At 50.6% G+C, this 13,750-nt stretch carries 15 protein-coding genes and 1 other annotated feature; of the genes, 8 read left to right on the forward strand and 7 right to left on the reverse strand.

Annotated elements, in window-relative coordinates:
* Positions 1-109: 109 nt before the first annotated feature.
* The 3 genes from ACTL32_RS13550 to ACTL32_RS13560 are packed head-to-tail and all read right to left on the reverse strand — an operon-like array spanning position 110 to position 3,086.
* The gene (locus tag ACTL32_RS13550; RefSeq protein ID WP_441341986.1) at positions 110-919 is read right to left on the reverse strand and encodes a carbohydrate ABC transporter permease; all 810 of its coding nucleotides are present in this window, start codon (positions 917-919) and stop codon (positions 110-112) included.
* Positions 920-937: 18 nt separating this feature from the next.
* Positions 938-1,813: a carbohydrate ABC transporter permease gene (locus ACTL32_RS13555; protein ID WP_441341987.1), complete on the reverse strand. Its 876-nt coding sequence runs from the start codon at positions 1,811-1,813 to the stop codon at positions 938-940.
* 4 nt (positions 1,814-1,817) lie between these two features.
* On the reverse strand, positions 1,818-3,086 hold the full coding sequence (locus ACTL32_RS13560; RefSeq protein ID WP_204892857.1) for an ABC transporter substrate-binding protein: 1,269 nt from the start codon (positions 3,084-3,086) through the stop codon (positions 1,818-1,820).
* 208 nt (positions 3,087-3,294) lie between these two features.
* Positions 3,295-3,506, forward strand: a binding site (T-box leader).
* A gap of 80 nt (positions 3,507-3,586) precedes the next feature.
* Here ACTL32_RS13560 and trpE point away from each other — a divergent pair.
* Together trpE and ACTL32_RS13570 are read left to right on the forward strand one after the other, a co-directional pair.
* Complete coding sequence (trpE, locus tag ACTL32_RS13565) at positions 3,587-4,927, forward strand: anthranilate synthase component I (RefSeq protein ID WP_441341988.1); 1,341 nt, start codon at positions 3,587-3,589, stop codon at positions 4,925-4,927.
* The gene (locus ACTL32_RS13570) at positions 4,924-5,514 is read left to right on the forward strand and encodes an anthranilate synthase component II (RefSeq protein WP_441341989.1); all 591 of its coding nucleotides are present in this window, start codon (positions 4,924-4,926) and stop codon (positions 5,512-5,514) included. Before trpE ends, ACTL32_RS13570 begins: the two co-directional genes overlap by 4 nt.
* Before the next feature lie 35 nt (positions 5,515-5,549).
* On the opposite strand, the gene ACTL32_RS13575 is transcribed toward ACTL32_RS13570, so the two are convergent.
* Positions 5,550-6,404 carry a dimethylarginine dimethylaminohydrolase family protein gene (locus ACTL32_RS13575; RefSeq protein ID WP_441341990.1) on the reverse strand — a complete coding sequence of 285 codons (855 nt, stop codon included), beginning with the start codon at positions 6,402-6,404 and terminating at the stop codon, positions 5,550-5,552.
* 122 nt (positions 6,405-6,526) lie between these two features.
* Between ACTL32_RS13575 and ACTL32_RS13580 the strand changes: the two genes are divergently transcribed.
* Entirely contained in the window at positions 6,527-6,949 is a 423-nt protein-coding gene (locus ACTL32_RS13580) for a GNAT family N-acetyltransferase (RefSeq protein ID WP_441341991.1), read from the forward strand.
* A 38-nt stretch (positions 6,950-6,987) separates the two neighbouring features.
* On the opposite strand, the gene ACTL32_RS13585 is transcribed toward ACTL32_RS13580, so the two are convergent.
* Positions 6,988-7,368: a nucleotide excision repair endonuclease gene (locus ACTL32_RS13585; RefSeq protein ID WP_441341992.1), complete on the reverse strand. Its 381-nt coding sequence runs from the start codon at positions 7,366-7,368 to the stop codon at positions 6,988-6,990.
* A 93-nt stretch (positions 7,369-7,461) separates the two neighbouring features.
* On the reverse strand, positions 7,462-8,109 hold the full coding sequence (locus ACTL32_RS13590; protein ID WP_441341993.1) for an SDR family oxidoreductase: 648 nt from the start codon (positions 8,107-8,109) through the stop codon (positions 7,462-7,464).
* A gap of 167 nt (positions 8,110-8,276) precedes the next feature.
* Between ACTL32_RS13590 and ACTL32_RS13595 the strand changes: the two genes are divergently transcribed.
* The gene (locus ACTL32_RS13595) at positions 8,277-8,555 is read left to right on the forward strand and encodes a DUF6509 family protein (RefSeq protein WP_441341994.1); all 279 of its coding nucleotides are present in this window, start codon (positions 8,277-8,279) and stop codon (positions 8,553-8,555) included.
* Positions 8,556-8,598: 43 nt separating this feature from the next.
* Here the strand turns inward: ACTL32_RS13595 and ACTL32_RS13600 are convergent, their stop codons facing one another.
* Positions 8,599-9,324 carry a SurA N-terminal domain-containing protein gene (locus ACTL32_RS13600; RefSeq protein WP_441341995.1) on the reverse strand — a complete coding sequence of 242 codons (726 nt, stop codon included), beginning with the start codon at positions 9,322-9,324 and terminating at the stop codon, positions 8,599-8,601.
* A gap of 141 nt (positions 9,325-9,465) precedes the next feature.
* On the opposite strand from ACTL32_RS13600, the gene ACTL32_RS13605 reads away from it, so the two are divergent.
* The 4 genes from ACTL32_RS13605 to ACTL32_RS13620 all read left to right on the forward strand — a co-directional run bounded on the left by ACTL32_RS13605 (position 9,466) and on the right by ACTL32_RS13620 (position 13,746).
* On the forward strand, positions 9,466-10,347 hold the full coding sequence (locus tag ACTL32_RS13605; RefSeq protein WP_441341996.1) for a DMT family transporter: 882 nt from the start codon (positions 9,466-9,468) through the stop codon (positions 10,345-10,347).
* 114 nt (positions 10,348-10,461) lie between these two features.
* Positions 10,462-11,571 (forward strand): histidinol-phosphate transaminase, encoded by a 1,110-nt coding sequence (gene hisC, locus ACTL32_RS13610; protein ID WP_441341997.1) that lies wholly within the window; start codon positions 10,462-10,464, stop codon positions 11,569-11,571.
* 131 nt (positions 11,572-11,702) lie between these two features.
* Positions 11,703-12,632, forward strand: a complete 930-nt coding sequence (locus tag ACTL32_RS13615; protein ID WP_441341998.1) for an NAD(P)/FAD-dependent oxidoreductase — start codon at positions 11,703-11,705, stop codon at positions 12,630-12,632.
* 202 nt (positions 12,633-12,834) lie between these two features.
* A complete protein-coding gene (locus ACTL32_RS13620) occupies positions 12,835-13,746 on the forward strand; it encodes an NAD(P)/FAD-dependent oxidoreductase (protein ID WP_441341999.1) in 912 nt (303 codons plus the stop codon).
* The last annotated feature ends 4 nt before the right edge of the window (positions 13,747-13,750 follow it).

The following is a 13,750-nucleotide window of genomic DNA, read 5'->3' on the forward strand; positions in this document are numbered from 1 at the left end:
GAAATGACAGGATTTCTGTCATCTCGGCTCTTTTGATGCCTCCCGGTGATGTAGAGGGAGGGTTTTTCAGTGGCCTCGGATTTTCCCGACAGCCTTTTTCATATGATCTTTAGCCTTTCACCGCACCTGCAGTCATGCCGGCAACGAAGAAACGCTGCAGGAAGACATAGGCGACGACCATTGGCGCCGATGCGATGATAACTCCGGTGAAGAGCATCGGGTAGTTGGTCGAATACTGCCCTTGGAATTCAAGCAAAGCAAGAGGCAAAGTTTTATAGGCATTGTCTGTGATGAAGAGCAATGGGTAAAGCAAGTCGTTCCAGTGCATGACAAAAAGGAAAATGGCTGTTGCTGAAAGGGATGGTAAGGACAGCGGAATCGCGATTTTTGCAAACATCTGCCAGTTGCCCGCACCGTCGATTGTAGATGCCTCAAACAATTCCCGCGGCAAGGTTTTCATAAAGCCGGTCAAAATGAATACGGCAATCGGCAGTGTCGATGAAATGTTTACAAGGATCAAGCCGACCAAGCTGTTGGTCAATCCGAAATCGAGCATCAACGAATAAAGCGGCACCATGATCACTTGTGCAGGAATCATCATCCCGAGCGTGAACAGGGCGAAAAGGACATTGCCCATCCAGCTGTTAAGGCGAGTGATGCCGTAAGCGATCATCGAAGCAAACAACAGTGTAAGGACCACGGAAAACAGCGTGACGATCGTACTGTTCATGAAATAGCCAGCCATGGTCTGCTCTTGGAAAATAGCTACGTAGTTCTCGAACTTCAATCCGTCCTTTGGAAAGCCGAGCGGGTTGGCGAATGTTTCCTGAAGCGTTTTAACAGATGTCAGCAAAACGACAAGCAACGGAATCAATATTAACAAAGCATAGACGATGAGGGAAAACCTTCGGAAAAGCAAACTGTTTTCCTCCTTTCTTTAATAAGAGACCCGATCCGATCGCAATGCTTTGAATTGCAGGAACGTGATAAAGGCAATAATCAACATGAAAATGACGGAAATGGCGCTGGCATAGCCAAATTGATAGCCATTGAATGCCACACCAAAAATATAAGTGGCAATGATTTCAGTCGAATAGTTCGGTCCGCCGCCGGTCATCGCAAATACCAAGTCGAATGCCTTGAACGATTGGATGGTGGTATACGCGACAACGATTGTGGCGGAAGGGGCAAGCAGCGGCCAGGTCACCTTGCGGAAAGTCTGCCACTTGTTTGCACCTTCGATTTTGGCCACTTCATACATTTCCTGCGGAATCGCCTGAAGTCCAGCGACAAAGATGATGAGCATCTGTCCGGCATGGAACCAGATCTGCGTGATGGCCAAGGAGTAGATGGCGATGTCGGAATTTCCAAGCCAGTTTTGGGCAAGGAATCCAAGGCCGATTGCTTCCATGCCGCGGTTCAAGATGCCCAGAGAAGGGTCATAGATGAACGCCCAGATAAAGGCCACGGAAACAGATGACAAAATCGTCGGGAAAAAGTACAAAGCCCGCAGGAAAACGGTCGTCTTCGTATTTTTCAGGACAATCAGTGCAAACGCGAGCGCAACGAGCGTCTGGAAAATCACCACGACAAACATGAATTTCAAGTTGTTGCCGACGGTTTTCCTGAAAATCGAATCGGCTGTAAGCGCCCGTTCATAATTATCAATTCCTACAAACTGGAACGCTTCACTAAAGCCGTCCCAGTCGGTGAAGGAATAGAAGATTGCGCTGGCTGTCGGATACAGGAAAAAGACGCTGTATAACAGAAGGCCAGGCAAGAAGAATAAATAAATGGTCTTTGAAGTTCTCATGACATCATTCCCTGTTTTCGTCTACGATTTTTTGGGCAGCTTCGGCTGCAGCCTTCGGATCTTCTCCGCCCAGAACGTTTTCAATCGAGCTAAGCACGGCTTCTTCGATCTGTGCATTGGTAATCAGGAAGCGCGGCTGGAAACGTGTTTTCTTTTCATCGATCCAGTAAGCCGTATTCTTCAACGCATCCGATTCGTACGCCACGTCTTTCACCGTTAAATGCTGGCCGGTTTCATTCGCATATTTCGATGCGATTTCGGGCTGGCTTAGGAACTCGATGAATTTCTTGGCTTCTTCTTTTTTCTCCGACTTGCTGTTGACGGCAAGCATGAATGTAGCGGTGTTGATGCCTTCGTAAACCGCTTCACTTTCTTCGACAGTGATCGGAGCCAGCAGATCAAGCTGTAGGTCCGGGTTCAATTTCAATAGGGAGGCCATATGGTAGGAACCAGTCGCAAGCATCGCCGCTTCTTCGTTTGCTACCATCGACATAGCCGCATCCTGGTTGGTGCCGAGGGCATTTTCCTGAATATAGCCTTTGTCCGCCAATAATTTAAAGTCTTCTAAGGTTTTGACCCACCATTCGTTGGTCAAGGATTCCTCGCCGTTCTGAAGCTTCGCAAAAACTTCTTCGTCTGGTGCATTGTTCATCATCATGCTGTTCATGAATTGGTTAGGGCCGATGTCCGCGCCTGGGAAAGCGATTGGCGTTATGCCGTTCTCAAGCAATGTGTCCGCCATTTCCTGGAACTCGGTCCAGCTTTTCGGCACTTCCAATCCAAGTTCTTCGAACATGCCTTTGTTGTAGATCGGCATATTGAAGACCAGCTGATACGGTACAGCAAATTGCTTGCCGTCTTTCTGGCCGACTGAGATGAGGTTTTCATCAAAGTTCGACAGGAATTCTTCGCCGCTCAAATCTTCAAAAAGTCCGGCTCCTTGAATCGATTCGAATTGGGCTCCCGGGAAAGAGGTAAAGACGTCGCCGGTCGCACCGTCTGCAAGCATCCGCTGTGCAGTCCCTTGGTACTGGTCGGAAGGATAGACGTTCATTTCCACTGTGATGTCGGGATTGGCTTTTTCGAATTCGCTGATGATTTCATCGAAAACCGCCTTGTCCTCACCGCGCCAGTGGATAAAGCTGATTTGCGTCTTATCGGCGGAATCGCCGCTGCTGTCGCTATCGCTGCTGCCGCCGCTTTCGCCTGCACACCCCGACAGGATCAGCAATAAAGCCAAAATTCCTACCATCAAAAAAGAATACTTCTTCATCTTGTCTTTGCCCCCTTGTTAAGTGATGGTATTACTTACTACTAGATTACCTTAAAATCACATTCAAAAACAAATTTTCATACTATTTATGCTTTGAGTTGACAAAATCCCGGGGATTACATAAGATAGGAGCAACCTTTTTGTACGGAATAGGGCAGAAGGCGCCGGGAGCGGCGCCGCCTTAGTACAGCAGAGCCGAGCATAGCAGAGCAAATCGCCGAGTAAGAAGAGTAGCGCATACCGACCTCTCAAAGAGAGCCAGTGGCAGGTGGAAACTGGTGGGGTGTATGTGTGAATGGGCTTACGAGTGGCCTTCTGAAATTGGAGTAGGAAGGCCCGTCTCCCCCGCGTTATTGGGGGCCGAGTGGAAGCTATGGCAGCTTTAACATGAGGTGGTACCGCGGTCAATCCGTCCTCTGCAAGGAACAGTCCTGTTCTTTGCAGAGGCTTTTTTATTGGCTGGCGGTGCAGTAGTTGGAGAATAGAGGAGATGAGCAGAGATGGAGATCAGAAAAGTTGAAGGAGATTCACTGACGCCGATTGCTGTGTTCAACCGGCTCGAAGGCCCGAGGAAGTGCCTGCTGGAAAGTTCGTTGAAAACTTCGCTGACAGGGCGCTATTCCTTTATTGGCGCTGATCCGGCAAAGACGTTCATCGGATCCGGTGATCGACTGAAGGAAATCGATTTCAGGACCGGAGAAGAGGCAGTCCATACAGGAAAGCCGCTGGAACTGCTAAAAGAGCGTGTGCCGGTCCGGAAGGCCAATATAGAGAACTTGCCGTTTACGGGCGGAGCGCTCGGCTACATCGGCTATGATGCCATTAGCGCATACGAGCCGATAAAGGCTGCAAAGGAAAATAGCCTGCAGATGCCGGACATTCATCTGCATTTATACGAAACGATAGTGGTGTTCGACCATGTGAAAAATGATGTGACCATCATTTCGTTTGAAGGCAAAGCGGAGGAAGTCGAAGCGCAGCTGCGCGTGCCGGAACCGGCAACGGAACAGGAAGGGCAGCGCCCGCTCGTCTTCCGGTCAAAAACAGATGCTGATTCGTTTAAAGCCAAGGTGAAGCAGGCCAAAAACCATATCGAAAACGGCGATATCTTTCAAATCGTTTTATCGCAGCGCCTGACGGCTGACTATGCGGGCGACGCCTTCAGTTTGTACCGGAAATTGCGGAAGCAGAATCCCTCGCCTTACCAGTTTTACGTCGATTTTACGGATTACGCGGTTGTCGGAGCATCGCCTGAGAGTTTATTGACCATACGGGACGGCCATATGGTGACCAATCCGATTGCAGGTACGCGGAAGCGCGGAAGGACAGAAGTGGAAGATGTGCTGCTGGCCCGAGATCTCGAGCAGGATGAGAAAGAACGGGCTGAGCATCAAATGCTGGTGGATCTGAGCCGCAACGACGTCGGGCGTGTAGCCGCGGTCGGTTCGGTGAAAATCCCGAAATACATGGTGATTGAGCGCTATCAGCACGTCATGCATCTGGTGTCTGAAGTGACAGGCGAACTTGGCGAAGCGATGCATCCGCTTGACGCGCTGGTTTCCTGCTTGCCGGCAGGAACCGTTTCAGGCGCGCCGAAAGTCCGGGCGATGCAATTGATCCAGCATTTTGAAGAAGAACGGAGAGGCGTCTACGGGGGCGCTGTGGGGTATCTCGGATTTAATGGCAACCTGGATGTGGCGCTCGCCATCCGGACGTTCGTCGCGAAGGATGGGCAGGTCCATGTCCAGGCGGGTGCCGGCATTGTCTATGATTCCGACCCGCAAGCGGAGTTTGAAGAGACGCTGCATAAAGCGCGTTCTTTGACGGAGGTGTTCGGATGATCCTCCTGATCGATCATTTTGATTCATTTACTTATAATATCTACCAAGCGGTGGCGGAAATGGGGCAGGATGTAGAAGTCGTCCGCTACGGAGTATTGTCAGTTGAAGAGATTCTTGGGAAACAGCCGGAGGCCATCATCCTGTCTCCCGGACCCGGTCATCCTCAGGCAGTGCCCGAGTCCATCCGGCTTGTCCAGGAAGCCTATCAGGAGATTCCGATTCTTGGCATCTGCCTCGGCCATCAGCTGATCGGTACAGCTTTTGAAGGAAGTGTTGTCCATGCACCGGTCATCCGGCACGGAAAAGTATCGGAAATCTCCCATGGCAATAAAGGCCTTTTTTCTGAAATGGCGGAACCGTTCCCTGCCATGCGCTATCATTCGCTGGTGCTGGAAGCGGAAACGCTCCCGGCTTGCCTCGAAGTCCAGGCTGTGTCAAAGGATGATGGCATGATCATGGCAGTGAAGCATAGAGAGCATCCGGTATACGGCATCCAGTTCCACCCCGAATCGATCGGAACTCCGGAAGGCGCTAAACTGATTGAGAAATTTTTTGAAACTGCCAAGAAAGAAAAATCTTCCCTTTAAAAAAGGATGAACCGCTGAGGCGGTCCATCCTTTTTTTATTTCCGGATCAAGGGCATCGTGCAGCAGCGGAACGCTCCGCCGGATTTAATGATCTCAGAGAAGTCCACTTCGATAACATTAAAGCCGTGGCGCTCCAATTGCTGATTGACGTTTGTGTTCTGCGGCTGGCTGAAGACGCGTCTGTCGCCGATCGATAGCACATTGGTCCCGAGTGCAAACTGCTCTTTCGCATCGACCCGGATCAGGGTATACCGCTCAGCGAGCATCGCGACCGTTTCCGGATTCAACGCCTCCGGGAAAATCAGGGCTTCGGTCGGCGATAAAATATTGAAAACACAGTCTAAGTGAAGGTATTTTTCATTGAACGCGATGGGGACGATTTCAAAATCCGGCAATTTTTTGCGGAGTTCCTGGATGGCATGGCGGGAAGTCCGCGAGCTGATGCCGACAAAAATCGTATCCTGGTCGATGATGACATCACCGCCTTCAACCCGGTGGCTGCCAAGCTGTTGGGAGCGGATGTGCTGGCTTTGGAGCCATTTCTGCAGTTCCACTTCTTCGCCTTGGCGTATGTCAGAAGCCATTTCGCCGATGAATACCGTATCGCCGACTGTAAAACCGATGTCCCGGGTAAAGACTTGCTCAGGGAAATGTTCCGAAGGATTGATCAATGCCGTTTCCACGCCATTCTCTTGCAAGGCTTTGACAAATTGTTCGTGCTGCTGCAACGCTTTATCAACATTTATATTTTCCTTTAGGTACTTTTTCTGGACGTCGTTGATCACTTCTTTGATCTCCATATAATGAGGGGGGCATAACAACACCATTTGAAGCGGATCGTATTCACTCCGGCACCAGGCAGAAGGCGTTTCTTTTGCATAAGACGACATGTTGTTTCCTCCTAAATTCCTAATAATTATTACAGTATTCCCGTTTTGCTGTGGGCTTAAAACATTAAGGCGGCGTATAATAATTTAAGAAAAGGCAATCCTATTTTCAGAGGAGGCACAATATGAAAATCATCCAGCAAGACGGCCAGGAAAACCGGGACTTCATCCGGCAGAAAGTGATTGAACATAATATGGCGAGTTTAGCCGATCAGCCCAAAACACCAAAAGAGGAAGTCGGTTTTATCGCGTACAGCGACGAAGGAGAAATCATTGGAGGCATTACGGGGACTGCCTACTGGGGGCATATGCACATCGATTTCCTGTGGGTGGCCACGGATGCGCGGGGACAGCGGATTGCCGAACAATTGATGCAGCAGATTGAAGAGCATTCACGCATCAGGAAATACCGCCTGATTGTGGTCGACACGTTCAGTTTCCAGGCGCCGGATTTCTATCGGAAGCAAGGGTACCAGGAATACGGCGTGCTCGAGGACCATCCAAAAGGCCATACCCGGTATTTCTTTGAGAAAAGGCTGGCCGACTGAAAAATGCACAATAAAAAAAGGCGCCGGTTGGGCGCCTTTTAATCTTCTTTATAAAACACTTTGTCGACATTGTATTTCGCTTTTTGGGTATTGATCAAATACGTTTCGTAGATGTCGCGTTCCATCGGATCTTCGACAATCGAAACCGTAATGCGGTAAACCTCTTCGCGGTGGTTTTTCAACGGTGATACGTTGTCTTCAAAATGCTTTTTCACGCGCTGGCGGAGCTTGCGGGCTTTGCCGACAAACAAGAGCTCGCCGCTGTGGTTGAAGAATTGGATGATGCCGCCTTTGTCGCGCGGAATCTCATGCAGGTCGATAAATCCGTAAAGCGGCTTGATGATCGCTTCGTCGCCTGTGGTTTCCTGTTTGCGCTGTGTAATGGTGACATCAGCTTTAGGTGGTTGAATATTAATCATGCTTATCACGTCCTCTATTATCGTAAAGCTTATTTTACCATAAAAAAGAGCAAAAAACCATGGGCTCTTTTTTCGTTGATTGCTTACTCAGGCCTATAAGGAGTCAAGCTCTGCGCCGGCTTCATTCTTGCCTTGCAGGACTTCAAATGTTTTCCCGTAGGTGTTCGGGCGGTCAAGCACTTCGACCAGGATATGGGCTACGTCTGCACGCGGGATGGACCGGTCGCCGATAGAAGAAAAGCCTTGGGCTGAAACTTCGATCTGGGCAGTTTTCGCTTCATCGGAAAGCGGGCCGGGGCGGACAATCGTGTAATCAAGCCCTGTTGCCTGCAGCAATTCATCTGCTGTGCGTTTGGCAACCAGGTAAGGCTTCATTTCCTCACCGCCGGAATCGGGGTCTGCAGAACCCATCGAACCAAGCTGCACAAATCGTTTGACGCCTTTTTCTTCCGCGTATTTCGCCGCTTTCGCCGCGCCCCATAAGTCGATGGTCAAGGTTTTGTCAGCCCCTGTAGATGGACCGGAGCCGGCAGCAAAAATGGCTGCATCCACACCGTCAAAAGCAGAACTGAAATCCTGTTCCAAATCGGCAAGGACAACATCTGCAGCCCCCAACTCTTTCAATTTATCCACTTGTTCTTCCTTGCGCACCATCGCAATCGCTTCATGCGGCGTATTGGCCAGCTCCTGAACGATCTGCTTGCCCACTTGCCCATTTGCACCAATTACTAATACTTTCATGTTTTTCCACTCCTCAAATTTTGTCTCTTTTAAGAGTATTCCCCCGAGCAGCATCGTTAAACGGCCACAAGAGGAAAGAACCCTCAACTAGCGTCAGTGTTCCGTTTTGGGCTTAAGCTATCCAAAACCGAGCAGAAAGGCTAAAATAGAAACATGGAGGTGCACTTATGGACATTACAAATTATAGTTTTTTCGCAATAAAAGACCCTACCGGCATCATGGTAGGGGACCGGTATGAGTTTCTGCTTGATGTAGAAGTGGATGAAGAAGATGAATTGTATACCTCTGGCGGGCTTGAACTCCGTGTTATTTTAGCAGTGGACGAAAACGGTCCGCGCATTGCCCACTATAACTTCGCTGACAAATTGTCGAATGAGATTTTGGAATTCGGCCTTGAAGAAGATGAAGAAGAGGAAGTGCTGGCATACTGCCAGAGCAAATTGTAACCAAGCAGAAAACCCCGGCTAAGTGGCCGGGGTTTTTGCATTTTTAGATTTTTACGTCGATTTTCGCTTCTTTTTTCAGTTCTTCAATCCGTTTCGATACGGCTTGCTGGGTCTTGTCCTGTTCGAGCGACTGGCGGATAGCTGGCTCCATTTCTTCCAAAGCCGGAGCTTCTTCAGCCGTTGCGGCATATCCGTCGTATGCTTCCTGAACTTCTTTATCCGTCACTTCCGCCGGTTTCAGTTCTTTGGCGATGTAGTTCTCGTAAGTTACTTGGTCATGGAGCTGTTCTTCCATGTCGTCCAATGTAAAGCCGCTTTGTTCAAGGGCTTCATTCATGGCTTCTTCGCTTTCGAATTGGCCTTTCAACTCTTCGAGCCGTTCTTTAACGGCGGCGTCATCTGCAGTATGGCCTTTTTCTTCCGCATCCTGAAGGATGAGGCGGTTGCCGACCAGGACTTCCATCGCCTGCTCTTTCAGCATTTTGGCATTTTCCGGCGTAGTCGGGTCCTGGCCCTGCGATGTCAATGTGCTTTCCATCTGGCGAGCCACGCTATTGTAGACGTTGCCCAGTACCTCTTCATCGTTGATGACAGCCACTACATCTTTTTCTTCCGGCAACTCAAGTGCGGTTTGCCGCTCGCCCGCTGTCTCTTCCGTGGTTTCTGCTGTCTTCTCTTCTTTTGGTGCTGCCTCTTCGCTATCTGAACAAGCGCCAAGTACTGCCGCAATAAGCAGCGGCGCAAATATGAATTTCATTTTTTTAATCATAGGAAAACTCCTCTTCAAGTTGTCTCGTTACAGTTAACCATATTTAGCGGCAGGATACAAATAAGAGCATGCAATCCATATAACACGGCGTCATTCTGTATAATGGATACAAATCGGTTCGAACGGGTTGGAGGGCGATGGATGAAGAAGTATTTTACCCGGTCAATGGGGCTGTTGCTCTTTTTGGTCATCATTTGGGGCCTCAGCTGGTCTATCTATAAAATGGCGCTTGATTACACGCCGCCAATCCTGTTTGCCGGTATGCGGTCATTCTTGGGCGGGGCGTTGCTGGCGCTGGTGCTCCTGCCGACATGGAGGCGCATCAAGTGGCGGCAGAACTGGCAGGCGTATTCGATTTCCGCTCTCCTGAATGCGGTGCTGTTCTACGGCCTGCAAACTGCGGGGCTCGAGTACCTGCCTGGAGGGCTGTTTTCTGTTGTCGTCTATTTTCAGCCGGTGCTGATTGGCATATTCGCCTGGCTGTGGCTCGGCGAAAAAATGACGGCGTTCAAAATTTCGGGGCTGCTCCTGGGGTTTTCCGGCATTCTGGTCATAAGCGCGGATAGCCTGACAGGGACGATTTCCATAACGGGCCTCGTCATGGCGCTGTTGGCCGCACTCAGCTGGGCGCTAGGGGTCATCTATGTAAAGAAAATCGGCAGCCGTGTCGATTCGATGTGGATGGTAGCGCTGCAATTTTTGATCGGTGGAGCCGTTTTGATGGCAGGCGGAAGCGTATTCGAAAACGGATCGGACATTACGTGGAATGTGCCGTATCTCATCGGCCTCGGGTTTGGGGCAACATTCGGGGTGCCGGTCGCTTTTGTCATCTATTTTCATCTGATGAATCACGGGGAAGCGAGCAAAGTGGCAGCGTTTACGTTCCTTGTGCCCTTGATCGCGGTACTTGCCGGAGCTGTTTTCATGGAGGAGGACGTAACTGGGACGCTCGCTGCGGGATTGGTGCTGATCGTTTTTAGCATTTACCTGGTGAATAGGCGCCCGAAAGCTGCCCCCTATTGAAAAACAAGCAATTGAAGATTTTATGGGTGCCGCAACGGCAGCCGGACTGGTATAGTAAGAAGGTAGTTAAATAAAAATTCAATCAATGATCTCGATCATAATGGAGGCGCTCATATGGAAAACCGCAGAAATATTCAGCCGCGCAGAACTTTGGATATTATCCAACCGTATTCCCCCGGGAAACCGATCTGGGAAGTGCAGAAAGAACTGGGCTTGGACCGTGTCATCAAATTGGCATCAAACGAAAATCCGCTCGGGCCATCGCCTAAGGCGGTAGAAGCGATCAAAAACAGCCTGTCGGAATTGAACCGCTATCCGGATGCGGACGCGACGGCTTTGAAAACGGCCATCGCTGAGCAGTACGGTGTGACGCCGGCGCAGATCATCCCGACGAACGGGGCGGACGAATTGATCACGCTGGTTTCGGAAGCGTTCTTGGAACAAGGGGACGAGATCATCGTCCCATCGCCTTCATTCAGCGAATATGATTTCGGCGCACACATCATGGGCGCGAAAGTGGTGCCGGTGCCATTCGCGGAGAACTTCGAATTCGATGTTGATGCGATTTTGGCGGCTGTTACGGATAAAACCAAAATCATCTATATCTGCACGCCGAACAATCCGACCGGGACGATTATGGCTAAGGCGGATATCGAAAAAGTGTTGAACGCTGTAAATGACATCCTGGTCGTTATTGACGGAGCTTACAGCCATTTCGCCGATTTGCCGGAATATACAGCAGGCGTCGAATTTGCAAAAGCGGGCCATCCGGTCATCGTCTTGCAGACGTTCTCGAAAATCTACGGCATTGCCGGCCTGCGCGTCGGTTTCGGCATTGCACCAGAAGAGATCATCCAGTCGGTCCTGAAAGTGAAGGAGCCGTTCAACGTCAACGCGTTGGCGCAAATAGCCGCTACAGCTGCCATTACGGACACCGAGCACGTGCGCGCTTCCCGTGAAGCCAATAAAGCCGGGCGCGAGCTTTTCTATAAAACGTTTAAAGAACTCGGCTTGAAGTATACCGAAAGCGAGGCGAACTTCGTCTTGGTGGAAGTCGGCCCGAACGGCGAAGAAATCTATAAAGCCCTCATGGCGCAAGGCGTCATTGTCCGCTATGGAAAAACATGGGGCTTGCCGGAATTTATCCGTGTATCCGTCGGGACACCTGAAGAGAATACATTTTTCATTGAAGTGCTGAATGGCTTGTTGGCCAAGCAGGCATAAGTCGGCGGCGCTGAATCTAATGGGATTCAGCGCCGTTTTTGGATTCAGTGGATGGCGCCGCGCCGTTCAGTTTATCAGCAGCCCAAACCGGGAAAATTCATGGAATAAGAAAGTGATGGAGGATGGCTGACATGCGATACGATTGCGTAATAATCGGCGGCGGGCCCGCAGGCTTGAATGCCGCTTTAGTGTTGGGGCGGTCGAGGAGGAAGACGTTGATTTTCGATGACAATCATGGCCGCAACCTGGTAACCCGTGCCTCTCATGGATTTATTACCCGCGACGGCGTCCAGCCTTCGGAACTCAAGCGGCTGGCGTATGAAGAACTTGTTAAATATGAAAGCGTCGAGGTGAAGAAAGACCGCATCGCAGATATCGAACATGTAACGGATACCCATTACAAGCTGACAACGGGAAAAGGGGAAGTCTATCACAGCATCAAAATTCTGATTGCCACAGGGCTGAAAGAAGAACTGCCCAATATACCGGATATTGAACATTATTACGGCACCAGTTTGTTCAGCTGCCCTTATTGCGACGGCTGGGAGCTTCGGGACAAGCCGCTTGCAGTCATAGCGGATAAAAATGTATTTGAAGTGGCCAAGAAAGTCTTTAACTGGAGCAGGGATCTGATGGTTTTCACGGATGGGGAAGGGCGGCTGGAGCTGGAAGACCGCGATAACCTGGAAGCGAAGGGGATCATCGTATACGAAGATGTGATTGACGGCCTCGAAGGGGAGGACGGGCAATTGCGCAGCGTCCGGCTCGAAGACGGCACGCTCATTGACCGGACCGGCGGCTTTGTGACGCCGCATTGGAGCCATGCAACACCGTTTGCCAAGAAACTCGGCATCCGGTTGAACGCACACGGCGGCATTCTGACGGACGGCTATGGGCGCACCAACGTCTGGAACGTCTATTCCGCGGGCGATGCTTCTTTGATCGTCCCTTCACAGCTCATCATCGCGGCAGGCGAAGGAAGTGCCGCCGCCATCGGAATCAATGGAGACTTGACGAACGAATACTTCGATGCCGAATTCCCAAGGGAAGACTGGGATTGAGCCGGTCGGGTTGAAGGCGTAGGCAACAGAGCTTTCCGCAGAAACAGGGATGGATCAGCCGGACATTAAATAAGAAGGAAGGCCTCCGCGGCGGGGGCCTTTTTCTGATGGATCCATGAACAGCGCTGCATTTTCCGGAACGTTTACACTGGCCCCGAATCGGGAAGGTTTAGGGATAATCTCAAAATAAAGGATGGATGATATGCGATATGATTGCGCAATAATCGGAGGAGGTCCGGCTGGCTTGAATGCCGCTCTCGTGCTGGGGAGATCGAGGCGGAATGTGATTCTTTTTGACGATGACAACGGGCGGAATCTTGTGACACGGGAATCACACGGTTTTCTAACCCGGGATGGCATCACCCCCACAGAGCTCAAACGCTTGGCGCATGAAGAGATAGCCAAATACGACTCGGTCACGATCAAGCAGGACCGCGCTTTGACGATCAACCGGGTGTCCGATACCCATTACGAACTGACAACGGCAAGCGGTGAAACGTACCATAGCATCAAAGTGCTGCTGGCAACCGGCTTGAAGGAAGAGCAGCCGAATATTCCAGATATTGAAAAGTTCTATGGCACCAGCCTATTCAGTTGCCCTTATTGCGACGGCTGGGAAATGCGCGATCAGCCATTGGCCGTCATCGCGGACAAAAACGTCTACGAGTTGGCCAAGAAAGTCTACAGCTGGAGCAAGGATCTGGTCGTCTTTACAAATGGGGAAGGCCGCTTGGAGCTTGAAGACCGGGACAAATTGACAGCGAAAGGCATCCAGGTGCGGGAAGAGGCGATCGACGGTTTAGAAGGCGAAAACGGACAATTGCGCAACGTCAGACTTGAAGACGGGACGCTCATTGAGCGGATAGGAGGATTTGTCACGCCGCTTTGGCGGCACGCAGCGGATTTCGGAAAAGAGCTGGGCTGCGAGGAGAATGCATACGGCGGCATCAAAACGGACGGCTATGGCAGGACCAGTGTCTGGAATGTCTATGCTGCAGGGGATACTTCGCTGATCGTCCCGTCTCAGCTAATTATTGCAGCAGGAGAAGGAAGTGCAGCCGCTATCGGCATCAACGGCGATTTGATCAACGAATACTTTGAAGCTGACCTGTAGAAAA

It is taken from the genome of Planococcus sp. FY231025 (genome assembly GCF_052078085.1).
Taxonomy (GTDB): Bacteria; Bacillota; Bacilli; order Bacillales_A; family Planococcaceae; genus Planococcus.